The sequence below is a fragment of the Paenarthrobacter sp. NPDC089988 genome (genome assembly GCF_044748465.1).
Classification (GTDB): domain Bacteria; phylum Actinomycetota; class Actinomycetes; order Actinomycetales; family Micrococcaceae; genus Arthrobacter.
Genome location: NZ_JBIVGD010000014.1, coordinates 100,953 through 127,408 on the forward strand (window position 1 = coordinate 100,953; position 26,456 = coordinate 127,408).

The 26,456-nt window shown below is 63.0% G+C and carries 31 protein-coding genes and 1 tRNA gene; 21 read left to right on the forward strand and 11 right to left on the reverse strand.

Annotation, left to right across the window (positions count from 1 at the left end; translation table 11 throughout):
- The first annotated feature begins 30 nt into the window (after window positions 1–30).
- On the forward strand, window positions 31–786 hold the full coding sequence (locus tag ACIPV6_RS16635; protein WP_400271933.1) for a DeoR/GlpR family DNA-binding transcription regulator: 756 nt from the start codon (window positions 31–33) through the stop codon (window positions 784–786).
- The gene (locus tag ACIPV6_RS16640) at window positions 783–1,976 is read left to right on the forward strand and encodes an MFS transporter (RefSeq protein WP_400271934.1); all 1,194 of its coding nucleotides are present in this window, start codon (window positions 783–785) and stop codon (window positions 1,974–1,976) included. Before ACIPV6_RS16635 ends, ACIPV6_RS16640 begins: the two co-directional genes overlap by 4 nt.
- Here ACIPV6_RS16640 and ACIPV6_RS16645 read toward each other — a convergent pair.
- Complete coding sequence (locus tag ACIPV6_RS16645) at window positions 1,921–2,625, reverse strand: phosphatase PAP2 family protein (protein ID WP_400271935.1); 705 nt, start codon at window positions 2,623–2,625, stop codon at window positions 1,921–1,923. The genes ACIPV6_RS16640 and ACIPV6_RS16645 overlap by 56 nt on opposite strands.
- Before the next feature lie 79 nt (window positions 2,626–2,704).
- Between ACIPV6_RS16645 and ACIPV6_RS16650 the strand changes: the two genes are divergently transcribed.
- The 8 genes from ACIPV6_RS16650 (at window position 2,705) to ACIPV6_RS16685 (ending at window position 12,186) form a co-directional block, all read left to right on the forward strand.
- Window positions 2,705–4,210: a bifunctional phosphatase PAP2/diacylglycerol kinase family protein gene (locus tag ACIPV6_RS16650; RefSeq protein WP_400271936.1), complete on the forward strand. Its 1,506-nt coding sequence runs from the start codon at window positions 2,705–2,707 to the stop codon at window positions 4,208–4,210.
- 163 nt (window positions 4,211–4,373) lie between these two features.
- Window positions 4,374–5,315: an ABC transporter ATP-binding protein gene (locus ACIPV6_RS16655; RefSeq protein WP_397324191.1), complete on the forward strand. Its 942-nt coding sequence runs from the start codon at window positions 4,374–4,376 to the stop codon at window positions 5,313–5,315.
- 14 nt (window positions 5,316–5,329) lie between these two features.
- The gene (locus tag ACIPV6_RS16660; protein ID WP_400271937.1) at window positions 5,330–6,220 is read left to right on the forward strand and encodes an ABC transporter permease; all 891 of its coding nucleotides are present in this window, start codon (window positions 5,330–5,332) and stop codon (window positions 6,218–6,220) included.
- Between the two features lie 18 nt (window positions 6,221–6,238).
- Window positions 6,239–7,528 carry a sensor histidine kinase gene (locus tag ACIPV6_RS16665; protein ID WP_400271938.1) on the forward strand — a complete coding sequence of 430 codons (1,290 nt, stop codon included), beginning with the start codon at window positions 6,239–6,241 and terminating at the stop codon, window positions 7,526–7,528.
- Window positions 7,525–8,220, forward strand: coding sequence for a response regulator (locus ACIPV6_RS16670; protein ID WP_400271939.1), 696 nt, complete (start codon window positions 7,525–7,527; stop codon window positions 8,218–8,220). The genes ACIPV6_RS16665 and ACIPV6_RS16670 overlap by 4 nt, the downstream gene beginning before the upstream one ends.
- A gap of 62 nt (window positions 8,221–8,282) precedes the next feature.
- The gene (locus ACIPV6_RS16675) at window positions 8,283–9,197 is read left to right on the forward strand and encodes an intradiol ring-cleavage dioxygenase (protein WP_400271940.1); all 915 of its coding nucleotides are present in this window, start codon (window positions 8,283–8,285) and stop codon (window positions 9,195–9,197) included.
- Window positions 9,198–9,234: 37 nt separating this feature from the next.
- Entirely contained in the window at window positions 9,235–10,536 is a 1,302-nt protein-coding gene (locus tag ACIPV6_RS16680; protein ID WP_400271941.1) for a M18 family aminopeptidase, read from the forward strand.
- Between the two features lie 237 nt (window positions 10,537–10,773).
- On the forward strand, window positions 10,774–12,186 hold the full coding sequence (locus tag ACIPV6_RS16685; RefSeq protein ID WP_400271942.1) for an amino acid permease: 1,413 nt from the start codon (window positions 10,774–10,776) through the stop codon (window positions 12,184–12,186).
- A 146-nt stretch (window positions 12,187–12,332) separates the two neighbouring features.
- Here the strand turns inward: ACIPV6_RS16685 and ACIPV6_RS16690 are convergent, their stop codons facing one another.
- Entirely contained in the window at window positions 12,333–12,992 is a 660-nt protein-coding gene (locus ACIPV6_RS16690) for a DUF1345 domain-containing protein (protein WP_400271943.1), read from the reverse strand.
- Window positions 12,993–13,002: 10 nt separating this feature from the next.
- A complete protein-coding gene (locus tag ACIPV6_RS16695; RefSeq protein WP_400271944.1) occupies window positions 13,003–13,164 on the reverse strand; it encodes a hypothetical protein in 162 nt (53 codons plus the stop codon).
- Window positions 13,165–13,277: 113 nt separating this feature from the next.
- Here ACIPV6_RS16695 and ACIPV6_RS16700 point away from each other — a divergent pair.
- Window positions 13,278–13,360, forward strand: a tRNA-Leu gene (locus ACIPV6_RS16700).
- A 62-nt stretch (window positions 13,361–13,422) separates the two neighbouring features.
- Here ACIPV6_RS16700 and ACIPV6_RS16705 read toward each other — a convergent pair.
- Window positions 13,423–13,761, reverse strand: a complete 339-nt coding sequence (locus ACIPV6_RS16705) for a YnfA family protein (RefSeq protein ID WP_400271945.1) — start codon at window positions 13,759–13,761, stop codon at window positions 13,423–13,425.
- Between the two features lie 228 nt (window positions 13,762–13,989).
- On the opposite strand from ACIPV6_RS16705, the gene rpsF reads away from it, so the two are divergent.
- The 4 genes from rpsF (at window position 13,990) to rplI (ending at window position 15,708) form a co-directional block, all read left to right on the forward strand.
- A complete protein-coding gene (rpsF, locus tag ACIPV6_RS16710) occupies window positions 13,990–14,295 on the forward strand; it encodes a 30S ribosomal protein S6 (protein WP_397324157.1) in 306 nt (101 codons plus the stop codon).
- A 48-nt stretch (window positions 14,296–14,343) separates the two neighbouring features.
- Window positions 14,344–14,934 carry a single-stranded DNA-binding protein gene (locus ACIPV6_RS16715; protein ID WP_397324155.1) on the forward strand — a complete coding sequence of 197 codons (591 nt, stop codon included), beginning with the start codon at window positions 14,344–14,346 and terminating at the stop codon, window positions 14,932–14,934.
- A 63-nt stretch (window positions 14,935–14,997) separates the two neighbouring features.
- Window positions 14,998–15,237, forward strand: a complete 240-nt coding sequence (gene rpsR / locus ACIPV6_RS16720; protein WP_003800144.1) for a 30S ribosomal protein S18 — start codon at window positions 14,998–15,000, stop codon at window positions 15,235–15,237.
- An 18-nt stretch (window positions 15,238–15,255) separates the two neighbouring features.
- A complete protein-coding gene (gene rplI, locus ACIPV6_RS16725) occupies window positions 15,256–15,708 on the forward strand; it encodes a 50S ribosomal protein L9 (protein WP_400271946.1) in 453 nt (150 codons plus the stop codon).
- Window positions 15,709–15,805: 97 nt separating this feature from the next.
- On the opposite strand, the gene ACIPV6_RS16730 is transcribed toward rplI, so the two are convergent.
- Window positions 15,806–16,228, reverse strand: a complete 423-nt coding sequence (locus ACIPV6_RS16730) for a DUF1801 domain-containing protein (RefSeq protein WP_400271947.1) — start codon at window positions 16,226–16,228, stop codon at window positions 15,806–15,808.
- 58 nt (window positions 16,229–16,286) lie between these two features.
- Between ACIPV6_RS16730 and ACIPV6_RS16735 the strand changes: the two genes are divergently transcribed.
- Together ACIPV6_RS16735 and ACIPV6_RS16740 are read left to right on the forward strand one after the other, a co-directional pair.
- Window positions 16,287–17,138: a PhzF family phenazine biosynthesis protein gene (locus tag ACIPV6_RS16735; RefSeq protein WP_400271948.1), complete on the forward strand. Its 852-nt coding sequence runs from the start codon at window positions 16,287–16,289 to the stop codon at window positions 17,136–17,138.
- Between the two features lie 189 nt (window positions 17,139–17,327).
- Window positions 17,328–18,221, forward strand: coding sequence for a diacylglycerol/lipid kinase family protein (locus tag ACIPV6_RS16740; RefSeq protein ID WP_400271949.1), 894 nt, complete (start codon window positions 17,328–17,330; stop codon window positions 18,219–18,221).
- A 2-nt stretch (window positions 18,222–18,223) separates the two neighbouring features.
- Here the strand turns inward: ACIPV6_RS16740 and ACIPV6_RS16745 are convergent, their stop codons facing one another.
- Window positions 18,224–19,075 carry a hypothetical protein gene (locus ACIPV6_RS16745; protein ID WP_400271992.1) on the reverse strand — a complete coding sequence of 284 codons (852 nt, stop codon included), beginning with the start codon at window positions 19,073–19,075 and terminating at the stop codon, window positions 18,224–18,226.
- 138 nt (window positions 19,076–19,213) lie between these two features.
- On the opposite strand from ACIPV6_RS16745, the gene ACIPV6_RS16750 reads away from it, so the two are divergent.
- From ACIPV6_RS16750 to ACIPV6_RS16760, 3 genes are all read left to right on the forward strand, one after another.
- Window positions 19,214–19,510: a DUF4287 domain-containing protein gene (locus ACIPV6_RS16750; RefSeq protein WP_400271950.1), complete on the forward strand. Its 297-nt coding sequence runs from the start codon at window positions 19,214–19,216 to the stop codon at window positions 19,508–19,510.
- 200 nt (window positions 19,511–19,710) lie between these two features.
- On the forward strand, window positions 19,711–20,334 hold the full coding sequence (locus ACIPV6_RS16755) for an FMN reductase (protein WP_400271951.1): 624 nt from the start codon (window positions 19,711–19,713) through the stop codon (window positions 20,332–20,334).
- 47 nt (window positions 20,335–20,381) lie between these two features.
- Window positions 20,382–20,729, forward strand: coding sequence for a zf-TFIIB domain-containing protein (locus tag ACIPV6_RS16760; protein WP_400271952.1), 348 nt, complete (start codon window positions 20,382–20,384; stop codon window positions 20,727–20,729).
- Here the strand turns inward: ACIPV6_RS16760 and ACIPV6_RS16765 are convergent.
- Complete coding sequence (locus ACIPV6_RS16765; RefSeq protein WP_400271953.1) at window positions 20,726–21,301, reverse strand: hypothetical protein; 576 nt, start codon at window positions 21,299–21,301, stop codon at window positions 20,726–20,728. The genes ACIPV6_RS16760 and ACIPV6_RS16765 overlap by 4 nt on opposite strands.
- A 9-nt stretch (window positions 21,302–21,310) precedes the next feature.
- A complete protein-coding gene (locus tag ACIPV6_RS16770; protein WP_400271954.1) occupies window positions 21,311–21,748 on the reverse strand; it encodes a hypothetical protein in 438 nt (145 codons plus the stop codon).
- A gap of 623 nt (window positions 21,749–22,371) precedes the next feature.
- On the opposite strand from ACIPV6_RS16770, the gene dnaB reads away from it, so the two are divergent.
- On the forward strand, window positions 22,372–23,757 hold the full coding sequence (dnaB, locus tag ACIPV6_RS16775; RefSeq protein ID WP_400271955.1) for a replicative DNA helicase: 1,386 nt from the start codon (window positions 22,372–22,374) through the stop codon (window positions 23,755–23,757).
- Window positions 23,758–23,788: 31 nt separating this feature from the next.
- Here dnaB and ACIPV6_RS16780 read toward each other — a convergent pair whose 3' ends face one another.
- The 3 genes from ACIPV6_RS16780 to ACIPV6_RS16790 all read right to left on the reverse strand — a co-directional run bounded on the left by ACIPV6_RS16780 (window position 23,789) and on the right by ACIPV6_RS16790 (window position 26,452).
- The gene (locus tag ACIPV6_RS16780) at window positions 23,789–24,163 is read right to left on the reverse strand and encodes a VOC family protein (RefSeq protein WP_400271956.1); all 375 of its coding nucleotides are present in this window, start codon (window positions 24,161–24,163) and stop codon (window positions 23,789–23,791) included.
- Between the two features lie 80 nt (window positions 24,164–24,243).
- Window positions 24,244–24,702, reverse strand: coding sequence for a ribose-5-phosphate isomerase (locus tag ACIPV6_RS16785; protein WP_400271957.1), 459 nt, complete (start codon window positions 24,700–24,702; stop codon window positions 24,244–24,246).
- A 10-nt stretch (window positions 24,703–24,712) separates the two neighbouring features.
- Window positions 24,713–26,452, reverse strand: coding sequence for a dihydroxyacetone kinase family protein (locus ACIPV6_RS16790; protein ID WP_400271958.1), 1,740 nt, complete (start codon window positions 26,450–26,452; stop codon window positions 24,713–24,715).
- Between the last annotated feature and the right edge of the window lie 4 nt (window positions 26,453–26,456).

Here is a 26,456-nt window from a genome sequence, read left to right on the forward strand (position 1 = left end):
AAGTGCGCGCACGCTTGTTAGGCTGGACGCATGAAGACTGCCGACCGCCACCGCTACATAGGGGAGCTCTTGCGAGCCCGCGAGGCGGTGACGGTTGACGAGTTGGTGGCCGAATGCGGTGCCTCCGGAGCCACCATCCGGCGGGACCTGGAGATCCTTGCGGCCAACGGAGTGCTTAAGAGGGTCCACGGCGGTGCCCGCAGCCTGTTGGCGCGCGGCGATAATCCCGGCTACGGCCAGCGTGAACTTGAAGAGCACGAGTCCAAACTACGGATTGCAGCCGTTGTTGACGGCCTCCTCCGGGACCGTGAGCACGTTTGGCTGGACAGCGGATCCACGGCCACGGAAATCGCACGCAGGCTGTCCAACCGCGAACTCACCGTAATGCCCATGTCCCTTCACGGCGTGGACGCACTGGCCGGTGGGCGCGCCGAACTCATTTTGCCCGGCGGCCGGCTCATCCCGGGCGAACAATCATTCCGTGGACCCATGGCCGAAGCCAACATCCGTTCGCTGCGCTTCGATACCGCGCTCGTCACCCCCTGCGCGTTCAACCTCAAAGACGGACTGCTGGCCCACGACCTCGATGATGCCGCCGTTAAACGCTCCGGACTCGAATCAGCCGCACGGGTGATCGCTGCCGGATCCGGAAGTAAATGGAATGCCAGCGCTGTGGCGTTGGTTGCCGCAATGGAGGCTGTGGACGTGATCGTGACAGACCTCGAACCCTCACCAGAAGACCTTGCCCGGCTCGACAAACTCTCCGTGGAAGTTGTGATTGCATGACCACCAGCACCCGAACCTTACCGAACGTGAACGCCGCGGCCATCGCTACCTTCCTGGTCTTCGGCATGAACGGCCTGGTCTTCGCCAGTTGGGCGGCCCGGATTCCCGCCGTGACCGAGGCGCTCAGCCTCACCTCAGGACAGATGGGCACGCTGCTGTTGTGCACCGCCGTCGGTTCCCTCCTTGCGCTCCCTTCGGCGGGATGGGTGGTGGGCCGCATCGGAACCGCCAACACGGTGAGGCTTGCAGGGATCGTCGCCGGAGGCGCCGGGACGGCGATCGCCCTCTCGCTCATGGCGGCTTCGGTTCCGGCCACCGCCATTGCGCTGTTCTTCTTTGGCATTGGCATCGGCTTGTGGGACGTGGCGCAGAACATTGAGGGCGCCGACGTCGAGCACCGCCTCAAGCGCACCATCATGCCGCAATTCCACGCGGCCTTCAGTGGTGGCGCTTTCGTTGGCGCACTGATCGGTGCCGGGCTCTCGCAAATCGGTGTGGGCCTGCCGCTGCACCTGCTGGTCATCGCGGCCATCGCCGTGACCCTTTCACTCACGGCCCCGCGATTCTTCCTTCCGCATCAGGCTGCGGTGGCTGAAACTCACGACGGCGGCCCGGCGGCTTCCAGAGGCCCCTCGGCATGGCGGGATGGCAGGACGCTGCTCATCGGCGTAGTTGTCCTGGGTGCCACGCTGACCGAAGGTGCGGGCAACGACTGGATCGCCAAGGCAGCCGTAGATGGGCTTGGCTCCTCCGAGGCGACGGGAGCGCTGCTCTTCGCACTCTTTGTGGCAGCAATGACTGGCATGCGGTTCGTGGGCGGAAAGGCGATCGACAAGTTTGGCCGCGTAGCCGTGCTCCGTGCCAGCATGGCCGCCGCGGCGGTTGGCCTGGCGCTGTTTGTCTTCGCGGACAACGTGGTCCTGGCGGCTGTTGGTGCTGCCCTGTGGGGTATCGGCGCAGCCTTGGCATTCCCTATGGGTATGTCCGCTGCGGCCGACGATCCACGGCACGCCGCAGCGCGGGTCTCGGTGGTCTCCACCATTGGCTATGTCGCGTTCCTGGCCGGGCCCCCGCTGCTGGGCTACCTGGGTGACCACACGGGCATCCACAACGCCCTGCTGGCTATTGGTGCGCCTATTCTTGTGGCCCTGCTGCTTGCCGGGGTTGCGAAGCCTTTGCCCGCCAAATAGGCCCGGTCCCGTTACTTTCATTCTCGGCAATGCATATGCTGCGAAACGGCACCCACAGCAGCAAGGCAAGGCCCGTCCCCAGACAGGCCGCGCCGAGGACATCGCTGAGCCAGTGCGCTGACAGATAGGTCCGGCTGATCATCATGGCCAGGATCCCCAGCGCGGCCAGTGCTTTGATCCAGAACCGGTCGATGAGCACCACCATGACTACTAAAAAAGTGGTTGTAGCCGATACATGCCCTGAAGGGTATGAGCCCGTGTCTGTCAGGACCTCGGCTCCCTCGGGACGCTGTCGCCCCACCATCACCTTGGCCAACTGGGTGAGGGCAAGGGCAGCCACACCCACGACAATCACGAAGAGGGCCGTCCTGGGCCGTTGCCACAGCAGGAGCACCGCCCCGAGAAGAAGCTGCAGGACAAGCATTCCCACGTAGCCCACGGCGTTCAGCACCAGATTCACCTGGTCCCAAAGGGGCGTGTGCAGGGTGAAGACGTAGGCCTGCCAGAACGTGTCCACGCCGTTGAACGCCGGCTCGCCGTTGCCCGCGAGGATGAGCAGGCCGGGAACAACAAAAGCGATCAGCAACAGCACGGCCGGTGTGGCAATCTGCCAGGTGGGCCGTTGACGCGGTTGCAGGAGGCGGGCCATCCACTCATGGTAGCCACCGGGGGATGGAACCGCTGGGGAGGCGCCGGGCACCCGTCGGCATCGGCGTTACGCTGGTCTGATGCGAGGCTTCCTGCGTAAAGGTCCAAAGCACGTTGCCAGGTTTGATCACTTCCTGGTGAGGGCTGTCTCACGCCAGCCCCAGGGTGACCACGACGACTTCTTCCGGCGGCTCTCAGCAGTGGCCACCAAGGGCAAACTGTGGTTCGGAATTGCGGGCATCATGGCCACGGTTCCGGGAAAGCCCCGCCGCGCTGCCTTGCACGGCCTGCTTGCCCTCGGCGTGGCCTCGGGGGTGACCAATTTGGTTTTCAAGACGGCACTCCCCCGCAGGCGGCCATTGCCCGAACACCTGCCTGTTTTCCGTTTCGTGAATCCGCAGCCCGTCAGCTCGTCCATGCCGTCGGGCCATTCCGCTTCTGCCGTGGCGTTTGCTGTTGGAGCCGGGCTGGTTTCACCGGCCATCGGCCTTGCCCTTGCTCCCGTTGCGGTCGGCGTTGCCTACTCGAGGGTCCACACGGGTGCGCATTGGCCGTCTGATGTGGTGCTGGGTTCGGCCTTGGGAGCGGGCGCCGCCTTGGTGACACGGAAATGGTGGCCGACCAAGCCCCCGGAGCCCACTCCGCGGCGGACGCCCGTGGAACTCCCCAGGATATCCAACGGCGATGGGCTGAGTATCGCGGTCAATACCATGGGCGGCTCCTACTCGCCGGAGACAGGCGAACTTCTCCGAAAAATATTCCCTAAGGCGCATATTTACGAGATTGCCGAAGGCGAAGACATCGGGCAAAAAATCGAGGCTGCAGCCACACGGGCCGGCATTGTTGCCCTTGGCGTGTGGGGCGGTGACGGAACCGTCGGCACGGCGGCTGCTGCCGCCGTCGAACATTCCCTGCCTCTCCTGGTGCTGCCGGGCGGAACGTTGAATCACTTTGCCCGCGACCTCGGAGTCGGGTCCATGGACGATGTCCTGAAGGCGGCGCACGATGGGTCTGGCGCGTTGGTGGATCTGGGCAAGGTTGTTATGCAGAGGGGCCTACCGGAGCTGCCGGAAACCAGCGAATTGGCGATGCTCAACACGGCCAGCGTGGGGGTTTACCCCAACCTTGTCCGGCGCCGTGAACGGTTGCAGGCGGCATTGGGCAAGCCCCTTGCCGGGCTGGTGGCATCGTTGCGGACGTTTGCGGTCAATTCCCCCACCACCCTCCTGGTGAATGGCGTAAGGCACAAGCTGTGGATTCTGTACATGGGCCGAGGCAGGTATTACCCCAGGGACCACGCGCCGCTTCGACGTCCGGTGCTGGATGACGGAGTGTTCGACCTGCGAATGATCACTGCGGATGAGCCGTTTGCACGGGCCCGCCTGCTGTGGGCCACCGTGACGGGAACGGTGAGCGCGTCCAAGGTGACGCACCTGGCCGAGGGGACCGAAGTAAGCATCGAGGCCATAGGGCAGCCGTTGGTGCTGGCCGTCGACGGGGAGCCGAAAGCCGGCGTCCGCAGCGCCGAATTCGTCGTCAAGCCGCGAAACCTGCGGGTCTATTCACACCTCGACGCGGCGGTCTGAGCTGTTTGGATCATCCGCGAGGATTACCCTGACTGAACCCTGAATCATCCCTGGGACAGGCGATTTCCGTCCTTTGTGTGACTAGCGTTTTAAGTACATTCACTACTCATCCGCATTCACTACTCATCCGCACAGACACGTGCCCAGGGAGGGGAACGCTTCCATGATCGAAGCAAAAGGCCTGACGAAGGTCTACGGCGAAAAGACCGCCGTTGGCGGTGTCAGTTTCACGGTCCAGGCCGGCCGGGTGACGGGCTTCCTTGGCCCGAACGGCGCCGGTAAGTCCACAACGATGCGCATGATCATGGGGCTGGACAGGCCGACATCAGGTGATGTCACGGTCAACGGCCTCCACTACGCCCAGCACAAGGCTCCGCTGCACCAAGTGGGCGCCTTGCTCGATGCCAAGGCCGTTCACACCAGCCGCAGTGCATACAACCACTTGTTGGCGATGGCTGCGACCCACCACATCCCCACGTCGCGGGTCCACGAAGTCATCGAAATGACCGGCCTTGGCGCGGTGGCCAAGAAGAAGGCCGGTGGATTTTCCTTGGGCATGGGCCAGCGGCTCGGAATCGCGGCTGCGTTGCTCGGTGACCCGCAAACGCTGATCCTCGACGAGCCGGTGAACGGTTTGGATCCCGAAGGCGTTCTGTGGGTCCGCAATTTGGTGCGCTACCTCGCCAGCCAAGGCAAGACTGTCTTCCTGTCGAGCCACCTCATGAGTGAAATGTCCCAGACGGCGGACCACCTGATTGTAATTGGCCGGGGCAGGATCATTGCCGATGCTCCCATGCAGGACATCATTGCCGGCGCCCAACAGGCCAAGACACTGGTGCGTACCTCTGCGGCAAGCCGACTGTCCACGTTGTTGGTGGGCGACGGCGTCCGTGTGGACCAGAACGAGAACGAAACCCTGGAAGTCGTTGGTTTGCAGCCTCGTGAGATTGCCCAAGTGGCCTTGGACAACCAGGTTCTGATCTACGAACTGACTCCGCAGGTTTCGTCCCTGGAAGAGGCCTATTTCAACCTCACCAAGGACGAGGTGGAGTATCACTCCCATCTCACTGGCGAGCCCGTCGCCGCTGCAGCGGAAGGAAAGTAAGGACGATGAGCACCATGACTGAAAGCCGAACGAACGCACCTGCACATGCCTCCGCAGGCGGAAGGGGCGTGACCTTTGCCGGTGTTGTGAAGTCCGAATGGATCAAGCTGCGTTCCCTCACCTCTACGGTGATCCTGCTGGCACTGACACTTATCGCCACCGTAGGCGTCGGTGCGCTGGCTGTCCTCATCCGGTTCACGTTCATCGACCAGATGATCAAGGAAGCGAAGGACGCCGGGCAGCCGGTGACTGCCGAGATGATCACCCAGCAGTTCCCGGCGGGCTCCGGGTTCGACCTCTACAACCTTCCGAACGCCGGGATCCAAATCGGCACCCTGGTCCTCGGTGCACTGGCCGTGCTCTTCATCTCCTCGGAGTACGCCACGGGGATGATCCGGTCCACCATGAACGCTGTTCCCAAGCGCATTCCGGCTTTTGCAGCCAAGGCTTTGCTCCTGGTGGTCATTTCCTACGTGATCACCACCATCGCCGCAGTCCTCACCTTCCTGATCGCCATGCCGGTGTTCCAGGGCCTGGACATCAAACTCGACTGGTCCACCGATGGCGTCATGTACAGCGTCTTCACCGGTGGCCTCTACGTTGCAGGCGTGGCCCTCATTGGTCTGTCGCTGGGTACGCTGCTCCGCAACTCCGCAGGCGGCGTCACCGTGCTGGTGGCCCTCTTCTTTGTCCTTTCCATCGCTTCCGGGTTCCTGAGCCTCGTTCCCGGTGACTTCTGGAAGTACGTCCCCCAGTACATCCCCAGTGAGGCAGGCGGTCGCTTCCTGGCGATCGGGCACACGGACGGCGTACTGGATCCGTGGCAGGGCGGGCTGGTTTTCCTCGGCTACATCCTGCTCTTCCTCATCCCCGCCGTGTTCGCCATCAAGAAACGGGACGTCTAGGCGGTCTAGGCTCGATCCATGACTGAAGCTCCACAGGCGAGGGACGCGTTGGCCACAGCGGCCGACGCGTCCTTCGCCGAAATCGCCCAGCGGCGGCGCGGCCGCGTCCGGCGGTACTTCTACGAGCGTCCGCGGGCCATGGACGCCGTGGTGGTCCTTTGCTACGTGCTCCTTGCCCTGCCCACCATCATTGCGTCCGGCAGCGAGGGCAAGTGGCTGGCGATGTCGCTGTTGCTGCTGATTGCGACCGTCCTGGCTTTCAGGCGACGCTATCCGCTCCAGGTGGTCACCGCCGTCGTGCTTTTCGAAGTGGCGGCCACCATCCTCAACCCGTGGGGCTCAAACGTTTCTGCTGGTTTGTGGTTCGCCCTCTATGCGGTGGCGACAGCGAAGAAGCGGCCTCTCGCGCTGCTGGTTTTCGTGGCGGCGAGCCTGCCGTTGAGCCTTCTGTACCTGTTCATGTGGACCAGTCCCACCAATCTGGACACGCTTCAGGACGTGCCGGAGAACTTCCATCTCATCAACAACATCGCCACGGCCGTCACCATCATGCTGTCCAATCTCCTGGCTACGGGAATCGGCATTTCGGTGCGGCAGCGGCGTGAACACGAGGCTGAGATTGCTGCGTGGGTGGCGCGGACAACGCAGCTGGGCAAGGTTACGGAGCGCAACAGGATAGCCCGCGAGATGCACGATGTTGTGGCGCATTCGCTGACGGTGATGATCAGTCTCTCCGATGGGGCCGCTGTGGTGGTCAAGAAGGATCCGGAACGCGCAGGCGACGTGCTGAACGAGCTGTCCAGGACCGGAAGGGCCGCGCTGGCTGACATGCGGCGCGTCCTGGGCGTTCTCCGAGACGATTCCGGACGGCCCGCGCCATTGGCTCCGCTGGAGTCGGGCCATAACCTGGGGAAGCTCCTGGACGGGTTCCGCACCGCCGGCCTGCCCCTTCACTACGCCCATACGGGTCCGGCGCTGCCCGCCGACCCTGCGTTCGAGTTGACGGTGTACAGGATCGTCCAGGAGTCGCTGACCAACGTTCTCCGCTACGGCCGGTCACTGAGCCGGGTGGACGTGCAGATAACCCGCGAGGGCGACTTGGTCACCATTGACGTGCTCGACGACGGCCGTGGAACCCGGGAGGGTGGCGGGGACCTGGCGAGCAGCATCGGATCGGGCCAAGGCATTGCAGGGATGAGTGAGCGTGCGGGAATCTATGCTGGAATCGTGACTGCCGGTCCTGGAAAACGTGGCGGCTGGGCGGTGCACGCCCAGCTGCGCTGGAACGGCGATAAGGGGGAAGAATGACTGGGGACAGCATCATCAGGGTCCTGCTGGTGGACGATCAACCACTGCTTCGGATGGGGTTCCGGCTCATCCTGGAGGGTGAGGACGATTTCACCGTTGTTGGGGAAGCCTCGGATGGGGCGGAGGCAGTGCGGTTGGTCGCGGAGCTGCGCCCTGACGTGGTGCTCATGGACGTCCGCATGCCCGCCATGGACGGTATTGAGGCCACCCGGCGGATTTCGGATTCTGGCTCGGATTCCCGGGTGATCATCCTGACCACCTTCGACCTCGACGAGTACGCCTTCTCGGGTTTGCAGGCCGGTGCCTCGGCGTTCCTGCTGAAGGACGTGGCACCCGCCGAACTGGTGCATGCCGTGCGCCTGGTAGCCAGTGGGGATGCTGTTGTGGCGCCGCGGGTGACGCAGCGGCTGCTGGAAACGTACGTCCGTGGCGGGCATGCGCCGGGGCTGGCTCCCGCACCGCACCGCGATCCGCTCCTGGACGAGCTCACGCCGCGTGAAACCGAAATCCTGACCACCATTGCCGAGGGCTTGTCCAACGCCGAGATTGCGCACAAGTTCTTCCTGTCCGAGGCTACGGTGAAGACCCACGTCCGGCGGATCCTCAGCAAACTCCAGCTGCGGGACCGCGTACAAGTGGTGGTTTACGCCTACGAGACGGGCCTGGTGGTCCCCAGCAACCCGGATTACTGACCCACAGCCGCGGCACAGCTTCCCCATGTACAAGCCATAGGCTTCCCGCGTTTGATGGAGGCATGACTTCACCCCAGCGCCCCACGCAAGCTTCCACGGAGGCCGGACAGCCGCATCCCAACCACGATCGCGGACTCGAATTCGATCTATCTACGATCCTGAACCGCAGACGGACGCTAGGCGTCCTTTTCGGCGCGGGAACGGCAGCAGCCCTGGCAGCCTGCACGCCGGATACGGGAGGCAGCAGCGCCACGCCGTCGTCCTCTGCCAGTGCGACGGCGACTGCAACGTCGACTGCCACCGCTTCGCCTTCCGCCACCAGCACGGTAACCAGGGCCTTCGCGGAATGTGGCGTGGAGATTCCCCAGGAGACGGTGGGTCCGTACCCGGGCGATGGCTCCAACGGTCCGAATGTGCTGGAGGCATCCGGAGTGGTGCGCAAGGACATCACGTCCAGCTTCGGCACCTCCACCACCAAGGCCGAGGGGGTACCGCTGACGGTGACCCTGACCCTCCTGGACAACGCGAACGGCTGCTCCCCGTTGGCCGGCGCGGCTGTGTACGCCTGGCACTGCGACCGGAACGGGAAGTACTCCCTCTACGACAGTGGCTTGGAAAACGAGAACTACCTCCGCGGAGTCCAAGAGACCGACGCCAACGGGCAGCTTACGTTCACCACCATTTATCCAGGCGCCTACAACGGGCGTTGGCCACATATTCACTTTGAAGTATTTGAATCGCTGAGCAACACCAGCTCCGCGGGGCAAGTCCTGGCCGTGTCCCAGATCGCCCTGACGGAGGCGGCATGCAAGGAGGTCTATGCGTCGAGCGGGTACGAGAGCAGCGCCAGGAACTTCCCGAATACGACACTGACCTCGGACAATGTTTTTGGTGACGACGGGGGCATATACCAGCTCGCGACTATGTCCGGCTCCGTGGCCGGTGGCTACACGGCCGCGCTGAACGTCACGGTGTAGCCCGGCCCGTCTGCGCAGCGGGACTAGACTCGGGGTCATGCCTTCGAACGCCTCCGCAGCAGACCACATTCAGGACCTCGGCTCTTTCGTTTCGGCGTCTCCGTCGAGTTTCCACGCAGTGCATGAGGCGGCCCGACGCTTGGATGCTGCGGGTTTCACCGGGCTTGATGAGCTTCAACCGTGGGAGGGCGGCCCGGGCAACTACTACGTGATCCGTGACGGTGCCCTGATTGCCTGGGTTACGCCAGCCAACGCGGGTGCGACCACCGGCTTCAATATCCTCGGGGCGCACACGGATTCGCCGTCGTTCAAGCTCAAGCCCAAGCCCACCACCGGGAAGTTCGGTTGGCTGCAGGCGGGTGTTGAGGTCTATGGTGGCCCGCTGCTCAACTCGTGGCTGGACCGGGAACTGCAGCTTGCGGGCCGTTTGGTGATGCGTGACGGTACCCAGTACCTGACCAACACCGGGCCCCTGCTGCGCTTCCCGCAGTTGGCCATCCACTTGGACCGTGCCGTCAACGAGGGCCTCTCCCTTTCGAAGCAACAGCACATGAACCCGATCTTTGGCCTGGGAGACCCTGCGAGTGAGGACCTGCTGGGCTTGCTGGCCTCGCGTGCGGAAGGCGCCGGGGTGGACGCAGCTGATATCGGCGGGTACGACGTCGTGGTGGCAGACACGCAGACGCCGGCAGTTTTCGGGGCCAAGGGTGAGTTCTTCGCGTCGGGCCGTTTGGACAACCTTTCCTCAACCCACGCAGGGTTGGTGGCGCTGATTGCCCACGCCGCAAACGTGCCGACAGAGGGACCGATCGCCGTCCTGGCTGCCTTCGACCATGAGGAGATCGGATCCAATTCCCGCTCGGGCGCCTGTGGCCCCTTCCTGGAGGACATCCTGACCCGGATTTCCGATGGTTTCGGCGCTTCGGCGAGCCAGCGGAGGCAGGCCCTCTCGGCGTCGTTCTGTGTCTCCGCGGATGCGGGCCACGCCGTCCACCCCAACTACGCGGAGCGCCATGATCCCGCCAACCGGCCACTGCTGAACGGCGGGCCGCTGTTGAAGATCAACGCCAACCAGCGCTACGCCACGGACGCCACGGGCGCTGCTTTTTGGGCGCGCCTCTGCGAGGAGTCGGGTGTGCGCTACCAGGAATTCGTCTCCAACAACGACATCCCGTGCGGCTCAACCATCGGTCCACTCACAGCTACTCGGCTGGGCATCCGGACCGTTGATGTGGGCGTTCCGCTGCTGTCCATGCACTCTGCCCGGGAGTTGTGTGGGGTGGAGGACCCGCACTTGCTGGCGACTGTTGTTGGGAGGTTTTTCGCCACCGCGGTGTGACCCGACCCATAGACTAAAGCGTCAAGGAGTCGTTTCAGGCTCGTTTCAATAGTGCTTGCAGCGAAACAATTGGTGACTGCAGCTATACATTTTGTGCATCCTCCTGTTTCGCTCTGCATCAAAATGTACGTTCGCACAGCAAAAGCCGGAACCTCGGTGGCTAGTGTGGGAAAGCCAAGTGGCCCAGTGCACATCTGCCGGGGGCCTTTCCAAGAACACTAAGGACGGCGCCCATCCATGCACGCTGACCAACAACTTTCCAAGTCGCTGAAACCCCGCCACCTGTCCATGATCGCAATCGCCGGCGTCATCGGTGCAGGCCTCTTTGTGGGCTCCGGTGCCGCGATCCAGCAGGCAGGTCCGGGCATTCTGGTTGCCTACCTGGTAGCAGGCCTCGTAGTGATCCTCGTGATGCGCATGCTCGGTGAAATGGCTGCCGCAAACCCCGAGACCGGCTCCTTCTCCACTTATGCTGACAAGGCCCTGGGCCGCTGGGCCGGCTTCAGCATCGGCTGGCTGTACGCCTGGTTCTGGATCATCGTCCTCGGCATCGAGGCGACCGCCGGTGCGGCCATCATGCATCGCTGGGTTCCCGGCGTCGACCAGTGGGTTTGGGCCCTCGTCCTGATGGTCCTGCTGACATTGACCAACCTTGGGTCGGTCAAGTCCTATGGTGAGTTCGAATTCTGGTTCGCGTCCATCAAGGTAGCGGCGATCGTGATCTTCCTCCTCGCCGGCATCGCCGCGATCCTCGGCCTGTTCCCGGGTGTTTCCGCCCCGGGCGTGGCGAACCTGCTGGACCAGGGCGGCTTCATGCCGAACGGTCCCGGCGCCGTGCTGGCGGGAATCCTCGTGGTGGTTTTCTCCTTCTTCGGCGCCGAAATCGCGACCATTGCTGCCGGCGAATCAGCCAATCCAGTGGACGCCGTCAAGAAGGCCGTCAAGTCCACGGTATGGCGGATCCTCATCTTCTACATCGGTTCCATCGCGATCGTGGTTACCCTCCTGCCCTGGAACAGCGCTTCCGTGGCCAAGAGCCCGTACGTAGCCGTCATTGAGCTGTACGGCATCCCCGGCGCGGGCACCATCATGGACATCGTGGTCCTGACCTCGGTGCTCTCCTGCCTGAACTCGGGCCTCTACACGGCGAGCCGCATGCTGTTCTCCCTTTCGCAGCGCGGAGATGCACCCAAGTCCTGGACCAAGATCTCCAAGCGCGGCGTCCCAGCGGCAGCTGTCCTCGCATCGACGGTGGTCGGCTTCATCACTGTGGGCCTGAACTACATTGCGCCGGACACGGTGTTCCTCTTCCTGGTGAACACCTCCGGCGCAATCGCCCTGTTCGTCTGGCTGGTCATCGCCACATCCCAGCTGATCCTCCGCAGGCGCATGGGCGACGCCGCAAAGAGCCTCGAACTCAAGATGTGGTTCTTCCCGTACCTCACGTGGATCGCGATCGCCAGCATCGTGGCACTCATTGTGGGCATGGTGATCCTCGAATCCACCCGCGAATCGCTGTTCTTGTCGCTGGCCTTGGCTGCCGTCGTGGTCGGAATTGGCGTGTGGCGTTACCGCAAGGGCGGTCAGCCGAATCAGGCGACCCCCGCGGAAGCCAAGCCTGCGGAAGTAGGTTCCGGACCGGCGTCGTAAGCGTCTGTTCGCTGCGGGGCAGCTGCCGTCAACGTACGACGGCGGCTGCCCCGTTTGCGTTTAAACCGCCTACGGAACGGCTGCCGGAAGGTAAGCGACCGGTCCGGAGCCGTCGGATGCTGCGGTAGTCACCGCCGCCGTCACGGCTACTGAGCCAGGCCGATCACCAGATTGATGGTCACGGCCAGGACGACGGTTCCGAACAGGTAGGAAAGCAGGCTGTGCTTCAACGCCTCGGCCCGGATCCGGTGGTTTTGCAGATTGGTGTCCGAAACCTGGTAGGTCATGCCCAGGCTGGTGGCAAGGTAGGCGAAATCGGTGTACTGGGGCGGCCGGTCCTGGTTGAAACTGATGCCGCCAACGGCGCCACCGGCCTCTGGCCCGGGGCTGTAATACAACTCGGCGTAGCGAAGCGTGAAGAGCGTCTGAACCAGCATCCAGGAAAGCGCCACGCAGACCATCGCCAGCGCGGCGGAATTCAGCCTGGCGGCGGTATCGTCCGCGTGTGAATTGACGATGACAGCCGCAACGGCGGCGAGGCTCCCCAGGTTGGCGATGAGAATCAGCAGGTCCGTGACGCCGCGGGAGGGGTCTTCGGATGTCGCGTGCCGTTGGGTTCCCTCGGGGTCCAAGCGTGCAATCACCAGCCATACCCAGGCCACGTAGATGAACGCCGCCACAGCCCAAGCTACGGCAGGTGCGTCCACCCAGTTGCCAGTCGAACCCGTGACAGCCGTGGCGATTCCTCCGGCGATCACCATCACCACAAAGCGCAGCCGGCTGCGCCTGACCCTCGGGGCGTTCATGCGGTCCACCCTAGCGCTGGCTGCCCTGGTGTTCCTGGTGATCCCTGGCGGCCCGCCGCTGGTCGGCTTGGAGAATGCCATCCCTGACGCCGGAGCGGACCACGAAATACAGGAGGTAGAGGAAGATCGCGCCGAACACGGCAGTGAGGGCAAGCGAGGTCAGTGCATCCATGGACCCACACTAGCGGCCGGTTTCAACGTCGGAATCCACAGAATGGCCAACTTCGTGTTAGTGTCTTTGACGCTGTTACGGAGAAAAAGGAAACCGGCTCTCCGAATCACCCTGCGCGGGTGGCGGAATGGCAGACGCGCTAGCTTGAGGTGCTAGTCCTCGAAAGGGGGTGGGGGTTCAAGTCCCCCTCCGCGCACACAGGAAAACCCCTGGAAGGTCGACGATCTTCCAGGGGTTTTTTCGTCTGACTGCTCGGGTTCACCCGCCGGGGCGCGGGGCGAACATGATGACCCCGACGCCGACCATGCAGATAGCGGCGCCAATGACGTCCCAGCGATCCGGCCGGAAGCCGTCCATGAGCATCCCCCACGCGAGCGAGCCGGCGATGAAGACTCCCCCATAGGCGGCGAGCACCCGCCCGAAGTGCGCATCGGGTTGGAAGGCTGCGAAGAATCCGTAGATGCCCAGCGCCACGACGCCGAGTCCTGCCCACCACCACGCCTTGCCCTCCCGGACGGCCTGCCAGATCAACCAGGCGCCGCCAATCTCGGCAACTGCCGCGAGGATGAAGAGAATCGTTGACTTGAGGATGGTCATGACCCAAGTATTCGCTGCGGCTGGGCGTTATCCACATACGAGCGATGGCTGGTTTCGGTGCGGTACTCCGCCGAATAGCTTTGAGTGCGGGAGATGCACTAAGATATTGAAGTCTGTGCTGCGCCTTCCTTCCGAAACTTCGGCGGGGGAGTGATGCACAGCATCGCAAATGAACCTCCTGTTACGGAAATACCGTAACCGCTTAGCCCAAAGGAGGTGGGTTCACATATGCGTCCTTACGAATTGATGGTAATCATCGACCCCGAGGTCGAAGAGCGTACCGTAGAGCCGTCGCTTCAGAAGTTCCTGAACGTCATCACTACCGATGGTGGAACCATCGAAAAGGTTGACATCTGGGGCCGTCGCCGTCTGGCATACGACATCAAGAAGAAGTCTGAAGGTATCTACGCCGTGGTGAACTTCACCGCTGAGCCGGCTACCGCCAAGGAACTTGACCGCCAGCTGTCTCTCAACGAGACGATCATGCGTACCAAGATCATCCGCCCCGAAGACCAGAAGGTTGCTGCTGAGTAATCAGCCCTTCAAATCTTTACCCCGCAGGAACGAACAAGGAGGCAGTAGATGGCAGGCGAAACCACTATTACGGTCATCGGTAATCTCACCAATGACCCCGAGCTGCGGTTCACCCCGTCTGGCTCAGCAGTAGCGAACTTCACCATCGCTTCTACTCCCCGGACCTTCGATCGCCAGTCCAATGAGTGGAAGGACGGGGAAACCCTGTTCCTCCGCGCATCGGTGTGGCGCGAAGCTGCCGAAAACGTGGCCGAATCCCTCACAAAGGGTACTCGGGTCATTGTTTCCGGCCGCTTGAAGAGCCGTTCCTACGAAACCAAGGAAGGCGAGAAGCGCACCGTCATTGAGCTCGAAGTCGATGAAATCGGCCCGAGCCTGCGTTACGCAAACGCCAAAGTCAACCGTACCCAGCGCTCCGGCGGCGGGTTTGGTGCCGGTAACGGTAACCAGCAGGGTGGCTTCGGCGGCGGCAACGCCGGTGGCTTTGGAGGCGGCGCTCCTGGTGGAAACCAGGGCGGCAACTCCGGTGGAAACTGGGGCAACAACCAGCCCGCACAGCAGGATGACCCTTGGGCTACGCCCGGCGTCAGCAACGCTGGTGGCTGGGGCAACGGCCCGGATTCCGAACCTCCCTTCTAAACACAAAAACACCACCATCCCGTGGATCAACATCCACGGGCTCCATAGAAAAGGAGCTCCACGATGGCTAAGGCTGAACTCCGTAAGCCCAAACCAAAGTCCAACCCCTTGAAGGCCGCTGACATCACTGTCATCGACTACAAGGACGTAGCATTGCTGCGCAAGTTCATCTCCGACCGCGGCAAGATCCGCGCTCGTCGCGTCACTGGCGTTACCGTTCAGGAACAGCGCAAGATCGCCCAGGCAATCAAGAACGCCCGCGAAGTTGCTCTGCTGCCTTACTCCGGCGCTGGCCGCGGCTAAGGGAAGGGATTAACTAACATGGCAAAGCTCATTCTGACCCACGAAGTAACCGGTCTCGGTGCTGCTGGCGACGTTGTCGAGGTTAAGAACGGTTACGCACGTAACTACCTCCTGCCCCGCGGCTTCGCTCTGACCTGGACCCGCGGTGGCGAGAAGCAGGTTGAGTCCATCAAGGCTGCACGTGCTGCCCGCGCCCACGCTTCGGTTGAAGCTGCACAGGCACAGGCCCAGGCTCTGTCCTCCAAGAAGGTCAGGCTCGAGGTGAAGGCCGGCGAGTCCGGTCGTCTCTTCGGCACGGTCAAGCCGGCTGATGTCGCTGCTGCTGTTGAGGCCGCTGGCCTCGGCGCCATCGACAAGCGCAACGTTGAACTGCCGAACCACATCAAGTCTGTGGGTTCGTACCAGGCAAACGTTCGCCTGCACGAGGATGTTTCTGCTGTCATCGACCTCGAGGTCGTTGCAAGCAAGTAGTCTCTGACTGCATCTGAAGGGCCCCCGTTACCGGATTTCCGGTGGCGGGGGTTCTTTTTTCACACGGGATTGCCAGTAAGTGTCAACTCGGTGGAGGTCAGGGCTGGTGGATCTCCGACATGGTGTGGTGGTAGCCGCTGCGGATCAACTCGGCCAACACACCCCGGTCCACATCGTCCAACTTGTTGATGTACAAGCAGGCCGTGCTGGTCTTGTGCTTGCCCAGTTCGGGAAGCAGCCGATCGGCGTCGGGCCCTTCCGTGAGCCCGTAGAACACCAGGTTCGACTTACGGGGTGAGAACGCGACAGCGGGGGAGTCTCCTTCCCTGCCTGTGGCGTACTTGTAGTGGTAGCTGCCGAAACCAACGATCGTGGGCCCGTACATGTACGCCTCTTCGCCGGTGATGGCGCCCATCATCTCCATTAGCTCCAGCCCATCCGCGCGGCGGGTGGGATGCTCCACGGCTGCCAGGAATTCTTCCACGGGCACGTCCGTCGGCTGGGTCTTGTTTTCTGCCATGTGCGTAGTCTCCCAGACGCCGGAAAGTCACGCCAGAACCCGGTGATACCCTGCACCGGTGACCAATGAATCCTTGCGAGTCCGCCCGTTCAACCAAGTGGACGTCTTCTCCGACCGGCCCTATTTCGGCAACCCGCTCGCCGTCGTGGCTGATGCCGAAGGGCTGAGCACTGAAACCATGCAACATTACGCGAACTGGACCAATTTGTCCGAGACGACGTTCCTGTTGCCGCCGACGGACCCGCGCGCTGATTACCGCGTCCGCATTTTCACGGCCAGCGAGGAGTTCCCGTTTGCCGGGCATCCGACGTTGGGTTCGGCACATACGTGGCTGCAGGCCGGGGGAGTGCCCAAGTCCCAGGGCGTTGTGGTTCAGGAATGTGGGGCGGGCCTGATTACGGTGAAGCACGACGCCGGGCGGCTGGCTTTCGCGGCGCCCCCGCTGACGCGCTTCGGTCCCGTCGAGCCGGAAATCCGTGGGCAGTTGTCGGCGGCGCTCCAATTGCCCGAGGAAGCCATCCTCGATGCATCGTGGCTGGTCAACGGGCCGGAATGGATAGGGGTGCTCCTCGAATCGGCGGAGCAGGTGCTGGCCATCGAACCGGACGTGGCGGCCATGGGTGACCTGAAGGTGGGCGTGATCGGTCCGCACACGGAAGGGTCGGCAACGGATTTTGAGGTCCGCACGTTCGTTCCGGGTGACGCCATGGTGGAAGATCCCGTGACCGGCAGCTTCAACGCCGGTGCGGCACAGTGGCTTATTGGTTCTGGCCGCGCGCCGCAGGAGTACGTTGCCGCGCAGGGGACGGTCCTGGGCCGGGCGGGGCGCATCCATGTGAAAGCCCAGGACGGGGAGATCTGGGTGGGCGGGGCTTCGGTCACGTGCATCGAGGGAACAGTGCTGCTGTAGGGCTCGCCAGTAGGCCGTTGGCATCTCGGCGTGTGCCCTGGCTTCACCGTGGTCCGCTGCCGTGAAACACTCATGGAACTGGACAAAATCATGAGGGCAGGAAATCCTTTCATCGCTCACTCCACACCACGTGATTGACGCTCAGCACTGACGGATTGATCCCCGTTTGGATGCACATAGAGGAGAAATATGGATTCCGCACGGACCTTTGAATCGATCGTCATCATTTTCAACCCGAACAGCACGGGAAACGCGCCGGACCTGGCGGAGGAGTTGCAAGGAAAGCTCAAGGAACGGCTCCCTTATGAGGCGAACATCGTTCTTCGCCCTACCGAGCATGCCGGCCACGCGGTGGAACTTGCCCGTGAGGCGGCAGCCGGCGGAGGGGACGTCCTGGTTGTGTCCGTGAGCGGCGATGGTGGCTACAACGAGGTAGTCAACGGGGTGATGCAGGCAGAAAATCCCAAGGCAGTGTGCGCCGTCATGGCGGCGGGCAACGCGAACGACCACCGCCGCACCGTCGGAACCAAGCCGTTGGATGAAGCCATCGCCGAGGGCCACGTCAAGAACATCGATCTGCTGCGGATTCATACCGGCGAGGGCGGCCCGGCCGAATTCGCACACTCGTACATTGGATTCGGCCTCACACCCGTGGTTGCCACGGAGTTGGAAAAGGGCAGCAAGGGGGCCCTCACGGAGATGCTGTCCGTGGTCAAGACCTTCTCCGAGTTCGAGCCTTTCGAGATGCGGCTGCCCGACGGAAAGAAGCACAGAGTGGACAGCCTGGTTTTCGCCAACATTCCCGAAATGGCCAAATACGCCACCCTGAGCGAGGCAGAGGCCGTTCCCGCCGACGGCAAGTTCGAGGTGGTTCTGTTCCCACACATGCCCAAGTGGCGCGTGGTCTTGAATGCTTTGCGCGCCACGACGCAGGGCCTGGGCGACCAGCCGAGCGTCAGCAGCTACGAATTCACTACCCTCAAACCGCTGCCGTTCCAGATGGATGGCGAGGTCAAGCACGTCGAAGCCGGAGCCACCATCAAGGTGGAGAGCGCCCACGAAGCCTTGCCCACCATCGCTTGAGCTCAGCCGGTGCTGCAGGCCGCGCCTACGAAGTCGTAGATCCGTCCCCGAAGCTCCGTTGAAGCCGGCACCTTCAGCAGGCCCTTCCTGTCCCCCACGGCTACCCTCAGGGGCAGCAGGGTCCCCACCTTGTCCTCGGCGACCGCGTGCGGATCACAGCGCGCAGGCCTGATCCGCAACGGCACCACCTGTGGCGCCGTGTCGGCAGCGACTGTGACATTGCGCGGCCAGGGATCGGCCGGCACCTCGGCCAGCAGCGTGGTCCCGTCGATCGACTCGATGGTGAGGCCTGGGACCGTCCCGCTGGCCGTGCCCACCGGGGTGATGACAAGGCGCACGACGGCGGTAACCCCGTCCGGAGCGACCTCCAGGCCGGGGTCCAGGACGATGGTCGCTATCGCGGCCGCCTCCGCTGAAAGGCAGAGCTCGTCAGAGTTCCGCGGGAGGACGTTGAAAGGGTCGCTCGCGTCCGTGCTGGTCGTCTTTGGCTGCTGCGCCGGGTCCGTGTAGTGGATGGTGGCTGTGATGGGTGCCTTGGATGCTCTTGAGCAGGCGGCGGCCGGCAGGGTGGCGGGGAGGCCTTTGGGTTGCTTCGGTGGCAACTCCAAGGTGCCGCCTGCCGGACGCCAGATGATGGCGCCCCGGAACAAGTTCGAATACAGCACAGCGTCACTGACGGTGAGGTTTGCCTCTGTGTTGTTGGTGAGTTGGATGAGGATTGCTTGCTTGCCGTACTGGTCCCGCGACTGGTTGACCTCAACGGAGATGGGCTGTTCCCCGGGAGAGCTGGCGGGAACAGGGGCGGGTTCCTGAATCGCGGATTCACAGCCCGGGAGGAAGCAAACGGCCGCCATTGCAAGCACGTACCTCCACGATCGGCTCACCATCCCAAAAGTCTAGGACCGCGCGAACGCCTGGAACATTCCCCGTTGTCCTACCCTTCCCGTAGAGTCACGCCTACGCACAGCGAATCACGGATGAAAGGCGAACCCATGTCCTTCCAGGCTTATCTCGACGCGATCGAGGACAAGACCGGCCTCACACCGCGTCAACTGGTGGAGATCGCGAAGGGTAAAGGATTCAACGATCCCGCGGTCAAGGCCGGAACCATTCTTGAGTGGCTGAAGGCGGACTACGACCTTGGGCGGGGCCACGGCATGGCTCTGGTCCATGTCATCAAGAAGGGTCCGCAGATCGACAGCAAACACGTGGGGACCGACGGTGTGCACCGCGACGAGTCGGACATGCTGTGGTTGGACGGCAAAGCCAGTAAACCTGCCTCACCGTAGGCTATTGCCTCCAGCCGGGCGACGGGGAGGCTTTCATCGATCGCACTGCCGCCCAGGAACAGATTTCGACGGCGACCGTCAGTTTCATGGGGCAACTCGCCGGAGGCTAAGCGCCGGGAATACATGCGTGCACTGCCACGTTCACTCATTTAGATGCATATGCATGTATGCTGGGATAGATCGAGCAACAGGAGAATGCCATGGAAACCCGCCGCATCACCGTCCTTTCCGCCGGACTCGGCGTGCCGTCGTCGAGCCGCCTTCTGGCCGACCAACTGGCCGCTTCAACTGAGCGGCAGTTGCGGTCGGCCGGCTATGAGGTGAGGATCGACGTCGTCGAACTGCGGGACCTCGCGGTGGACATCGCCAACAACTTCGTCACCGGCTATGCCGCGCCGCGGCTCGCCGAGGTGATTGCCGGCGTGGAGAACTCAGACGGCGTCATCGCCGTCAGCCCGGTCTTCAGTGCCTCGTACAGCGGCCTGTTCAAGTCGTTCATCGATGTCCTGGATCCCAAGTCCCTGGACGGCAAGGCTGTGCTGCTGGGCGCCACCGGTGGTACCGACCGTCACCAGATGGTCCTGGACCACGCCATGCGCCCGCTCTTCAGCTACTTGCGCACCAGGATGACTGCCACCGGCGTCTTCGCCGGGCCCCAGGATTGGGGAACGGACGACGGCGGATCGCCCCTTTCGGTGCGAGTGGACAGGGCCGCCGGTGAACTCGTGCAACTGTTGAGCGGCCCCCAGCCGGGGCATACGGCACCAGCCCTGGAGTCGTTGCCGTTCGAGCAGCTGCTTGCAGGAATCTCCGCCGGCCACTAGCGAACCAATCGCGCTCCCTGGTCGTTGAGGCAAGCATGAAGTGTCCTGTGGATTTTGTTGACCTGGTGATGAGCGAACGCAGCGGCGTGGAGATCGACTACTGCCCCACATGCCGTGGGGTGTGGCTTGATCGCGGCGAATTGGACAAGATCATTGATCGCGTCAACGGTGAGACCGGAGCGCTGCCGCCGCGGTCGGCAGCAGCGCCACCGCAACCTCCCATCGCGCCGCCTCCCATCTATAACCCCTTTGAGTCACGGCCCCGGTATGACGATCGGGAACGCCGTGACTATGACCGGCGTGATGACGACAGGCGCTATGGATCCAACCGCGACCAGTACGGGCGGAAGCGCAAGAAGAAGGAAGGATTCCTGGGCGATCTCTTCGACTTCTAGTCGTCCAGGAGTTCGATGAACTCCCGTGCCTGCTTGATGGTGATGTCCGAGTGGCGGGTCAGCGCCAATGCTGCGCCTTCCACGTCGCCGCTCTTGGCCAGTGTGCGGATGCGTCCGTAGATTTCGTCGTTGAGCATGTTGCTGCTGACCTCGCGGGTCACATCGCCTTTGCTGACGATTGCGCGGTACCTGTAGGGAAAGCGTTCCGGTTCATCGTCGTCGTCCGCCAGCAGATCCTTTGCGGGCGCCTCCGGGCGGAACGGCTGGGGGTGCGCGGCGAGGGCGCCCACGGCGTCCCGCGACGCCCGGAGGCCTTCGCCCGTGGCCTGCAGGTAAAGCTTGATGGCGGCCATTCCTTGGCCTTGCGCGATCAGCGAGTAAAGGCGGCGGTGCTGCTCTTCATTCAGCTTTGCCGCCGACTCCTTGGCAAGCTGCACCGGATCCTTGGGTGTCTTGGCGGCGGCCGTGTTTGCCTTGTTCTCGGCAGAACGTTTGGTGAATGAGCGAATCAGGAGCAGTACGCCCACAATGACCAGGATGAGGATCACGAGTGGGATAAAAAGCGAATCCATGGCGTTTTGTCAGAGCCGATCTACGTAGTTCTTGGCGGTCATGAGGTCTGAGTGGGTCGCTTGACGCAGCACCTTGATGGCTTGGATCTTTTGCCCGCTACGGACCAGATTTTGGATTTCAAAGGCCAACTGCGGATTCAGCTGCCCGTTGGGAAGAACCGCTGCCGGGCTGCGGGTGTCGGGGTTGCCTGCGGCGTGCTGGGTGGTCTGTGCCCGGTTTTGGCTCGGTTGCGTGGAGGCTTCGATCCGCGCCCGCGATGCGAGTGCCGCCTGGACTTGGGACGCCTGGTGTGCGGCCGAGCGGGCTGCCAGCTCTCGTTGGTAGCGCTCGGCGTCGGAGATGCCTGTGTCGCGGGGTCTGAGGGCTGCAGAGACGGCCCACAGGAGACCGACCAGGACCACCAAAGGAAGGGCTGTCATCAGCAGGTCGCCAAGGTTATTCCCCATGCCTAGAGCTTATGCCAGATCGCTGGTTATCCACAGCACATTCCGCACTTGGCATAGGCTTCCGAGAGGGAAGTGTCAAATTTAGCCGGAGTATGTAAGGCACATCACATTTGCGGCATGTTTTTCACCGCATCGTACCCCTGGGAGGCGGGGCAGGGCTGGTTGGCTGTGGATGGTTATCCACTAAAACTTTCTTTCTTCCACAGCTTGTGATGAATGTTTTCGCAGGTCAGAGGCCACTTACCGCAAAAAGAATTTCTCTATCCACAGGGTAACGCACAGACTGTGCACAACGTACGGGGCTTATTCCACAGGTTATCCACAACCGTGCGGGATAACCGGCTTTGTGCCTACGCAGAGCACCGCTAACGTGGCTTGGGTACCTCTTTCAGGATGGAATCGGTCCTCCCGGCAGCCCCCAGGCAGCGGAGCGCAAAACCGCTTGGGATGCTTCTGTGGATAAGTTGTGGAAATTGCTGTGGGCCAAAATGTCGGCCCCTGCCGATACAACTGGAGCACTCGGCTGGTCCGCAAGGCTCGGGCAAAACCATCCCAGGTCCACTTGCGCTTTACGCACCACTGAGGGACACATTTCTTCAGCGGTACACATATGGAGGACGGCTTTGTCAGTAACGCACTTGGACTCAATCGAGGGCTCCCGCTCTTCTGAGGCGAGCCGAAAACCTCCCCAGGACATCGCAGCCGAGCAGTCTGTCCTCGGCGGCATGATGCTGTCCAAGGACGCGATCGCCGACGTCGTTGAAATCGTTCGTGGGCACGACTTCTACCGTCCTGCGCACGAGACCATCTATGAGTCCATCATCGATCTTTACGGTCGCGGCGAGCCTGCCGACGCCGTCACTGTCTCGGATGAGTTGACCAAGCGTGGCGAGATCAACCGGATCGGTGGTCCCGCCTACCTGCACGAGCTCATCCAGACAGTCCCCACCGCAGCCAACGCCGGGTACTACGCCGAAATTGTGGCGGAGCGCGCTGTGCTGCGCCGCTTGGTCAACGCCGGCACCAAGATCGTGCAGATGGGCTACGGCCAGGACGGCGAGGTTGAGGACCTGGTCAACCAGGCCCAGGCCGAGGTCTACGCCGTTGCCGAAAAGCGAACGGCTGAAGACTACGTGGCCTTGAAGGACGTTTTGGAGTCCACGGTGGACGAGATTGAGGCGTCCGGGCACCGCGGCGAAGGCATGGTGGGCGTTCCCACTGGTTTCTACGAGCTCGACGAACTCACCCACGGCCTCCACCCTGGCCAGATGATCGTTATCGCGGCGCGTCCGGCTGTTGGTAAGTCCACCTTCGCCCTGGACTTTGCCCGTTCTGCCGCAATCAAGAACAACATGTCCACAGTCATGTTCTCCTTGGAAATGGGCCGGAACGAGATCGCCATGCGTCTCCTGTCCGCCGAAGCCACCATCAGCCTCCAGGATCTCCGCAAAGGAACCATCAAGGACGAGCAGTGGTCCAAGATCGCCACCACTATGGGCCGGATGAACGACGCCCCGCTGTTCATTGACGACAGCCCCAACATGTCCCTCATGGAGATCCGCGCCAAGTGCCGCCGGCTCAAGCAGCAGCACGACCTGAAGCTGGTTGTCCTTGACTACCTGCAGCTCATGAGCTCGGGCAAGAAAGTGGAGTCCCGCCAGCAGGAAGTCTCGGAGTTCTCCCGTGCGCTCAAGCTGCTGGCCAAGGAACTCCAGGTGCCGGTCATTGCGCTGTCGCAGCTGAACCGTGGTTCCGAGCAACGCCAGGACAAGCGGCCCATGGTGTCCGACCTCCGTGAATCCGGCTCCATTGAGCAGGACGCGGATATGGTCATCCTGCTGCACCGCGAGGACGTCTATGACAAGGAATCTCCGCGTGCTGGTGAAGCGGACATCCTTATCGCCAAGCACCGTAACGGTCCCACCAAGGACATCGTCGTAGCGTTCCAGGGCCACTACTCACGCTTTGCCAACATGGCCGGCGATTCGGGCGGCGGAGGCGGTTTCTAAGGGGCGCAGAGCCGCACAGATAAGCTCGACCCTACCCCAGTTGCCTCCGCAGCAGGCAGAACTCGTTCCCCTCGGGGTCCTGCAGCACGTGCCAGTGTTCGTCACCGGTCTGTCCGACATCGGCAGCCCGGGCTCCGAGGGCCAGCAAGCGTTCCAGCTCGGCTGCCTGGTCCCGGTCCACAGGGTTGACGTCGATGTGGAGGGGCAGCCTTCCCGTGCGGGGGTTATTGCTCGGGCTCAGGATGATGGTGGGCTGAAGTCCACCGAAGCCCGCCTCCGGGGGCCCGATTTCGATGGCGCCGTCCTCCCGATCGAGTTCGACGTAGCCAAGGACGTCGCTCCAGAACCTGGCAAGGAGTTCGGGGTCGTGGCAGTTCAGGACCAGTTCACTGATTCGGCAGGACATGGAAGCCAGTGTAGACAGAGGGGTCTCGGCCCGGCGACAACGCCGGGGCCGAGGCCACTCACGGTCGAGCTTGCGGAGAACTAGCAGCCTTCGAAGTCGCTCAGCACCTTGACCTTCGCGGCGGACCCGGACGCGGGGTCGAACGCGTAGCCGATCCATTCCTTGGCCAAGCGGCGTGCCAGTTCGACGCCTACAACGCGCTGGCCCATGGTGAGCACCTGGCAGTCGTTGGACAGGATGGAGCGTTCCACGGAGAACGAGTCGTGCGCCGCGGTGGCCCGGATGCCCGGAACCTTGTTGGCGGCGATGGCCACGCCGATGCCGGTGCCACAGAAGAGGATGGCGCGGTCAGCCTTGCCGTCGCGGATCATCTCACCTGCCGCGATGCCCACGTAGGGGTAGGGCTTGGTGAAGTCTTCATCGTCACGGTGGACTCCGATGTCGATCACTTCGGTGATCCGGGCATCGGCCTGGAGGTCCGCGAGGATCCGGTCTTTGTAGTCAACGCCGGCTTCGTCGGCGCCCACAATGATGCGCATGGTCATTCTCCTAGTTGATGGCAGCAGTTGCGTGAACTGCGGTGAAGTGGGGTCCGACGGCGGCGAACACCATGGCGAGCGAGGTCGCCCCGGGGTCCGGCGTGCCGATGCTCTTCTCGGCGAGGGGGCGGGCGCGACCCTTGAGCGGCCGGAGGTCGGCGGTTGCGGCGGCCGCGTCGGCCGAGACGGCTGCTGCCGCTGCCCAAGCTTCCGAAACAGGTGATCCCGAAGCCACGGCGGCCGACAACGACGAAGTGAACGGCAGCAACGAGTCCACCATGGTCTTGTCGCCAATCTCGGCCTTTCCCAGTCCCGTGATGCGGTCTGCGAAGGCACGGACAGCGTCGGCGAGGTCATCCGCCGTCGGGCGTTCTGCATTGCCGAGGCGTTCGCCAAAGGCGCGCAGCCCCGCGCCCCAGAGGACACCCGACGTTCCCCCGGCCTTGTCTGCCCACGCGTCGCCGCCGGCGATCAGGACGGAACCAGCACCGGCTCCTGCAGCAAAGGCTGCGGCTGCGGCCTCAAGGGCGGCAGCCGATCCGCGGACCATGCCACGGCCGTGGTCACCGTCGCCTGCGATGGCGTCCATGTCGCCCAGCTTCGCCTCGGAAGCCCGCAGCAAGGCGGCAGTTTCTTCCAGCGCGGCGAGGCATTGCCCTGCGTACGCCCGCGATTCCTCTGTGGAGGAGTAGTCTGCCGAATCCACAGCAACAGCTTCATCCACAGCCTCTTCGGCAGAAGCTACGTCGAAGCCCACGGAACCGCGGCGGTACGCCGGAGTCAGTGCGGGGGCCGTCCAGTACTCTTCAAGCTCTTCGTCCAGCCAGGTCAGCGTCAGTGAAACACCGGCCATGTCCAGGGAAGTCACCAGCTCGCCAACTTCGGGCATCACCAGCGTGTACCCGGCTTCGCGCAGCAGCGGAGCGACCGTGCGCCACAGAACGAACAGTTCCTCGTTCTTGGTGGAACCCAGGCCGTTGAGGATCACGGCGACACGACCCGGCGCGGCTGCGGGAGCTTCGGCCCGTACGCGGCGGACCAGTTCCTCACCAAGTTCGACGGCGGTGGGCAGCTCGGTGTCGAACAGTCCCGGTTCGCCGTGGATACCCAGGCCCAGGCCCATGTGTCCCTCGGGAAGGCTGAAGAGCGGCTGGTCGGCACCCGGGAAGGTGCAGCCGCTGAAGGCGGTCCCGATGGTGCGGGTTTGATCGTTGGCTTTCCGTCCCAGCCGGACCACTGACTCAAGGTTCAGGCCGGCCTCGGCTGCGGCACCCATGACCTTGAAGACCACGAAGTCACCGGCAATGCCGCGGCGCTTCTCGATCTCGGACATGGGAGCACTGGCGATGTCGTCCGTGACCAGCACGTTCTCGGCACGGATGCCCTCTGCATTGAGCCGTTCGCTGGCCATGCCGAAGTTCAGGACGTCCCCGGCGTAGTTGCCGTAGGTGAAAACGACGCCTGCGCCGGAGTTTGCAGCCTTGGCTACGGAGTAGGCCTGCTGGGTGGAGGGTGAGGTGAAGATGTTGCCCACCACGGCACCGTCAGCGAAGCCCGGGCCGATGATTCCGGCAAAAGCGGGGTAGTGGCCGGAACCGCCGCCGGTGATGACGGCAACCTTGGGCGTGGCGGGGCGCTTGCGGCGAACCGCGCCGCCCTCAACCTGGCGGACAAGGTCCGAGTGGGCATCGCAGAAACCAGTGAGGGCTTCGTCGGCGAAGTCGGCGGGATCGTTGAAGATTCTGGTCATGGTG